Annotated in this window: 1 rRNA gene; it reads right to left on the reverse strand. The window is 51.0% G+C overall.

Annotated elements, in window-relative coordinates:
- Nucleotides 1-129: 129 nt before the first annotated feature.
- Nucleotides 130-202 (reverse strand): 16S ribosomal RNA (locus RUGAMON1_RS32795); the annotation flags it as partial.

Consider the following 202-nt stretch of genomic DNA (forward strand, 5'->3'; position numbering starts at 1 on the left):
TTGGACTCGAACCAACGACCCCCGCGTTATCAACACGGTGCTCTAACCAGCTGAGCTACAGCCCCAAATGCTGTTCTTTATTCATTACAGCCGATAAGTGTGAACGCTTGAAGAAGAGTGCTACTCTAGAAAGGAGGTGATCCAGCCGCACCTTCCGATACGGCTACCTTGTTACGACTTCACCCCAGTCACGAATCCTACC

Source organism: Duganella rhizosphaerae, assembly GCF_040364205.1.
Lineage (GTDB): Bacteria > Pseudomonadota > Gammaproteobacteria > Burkholderiales > Burkholderiaceae_D > Rugamonas > Rugamonas rhizosphaerae.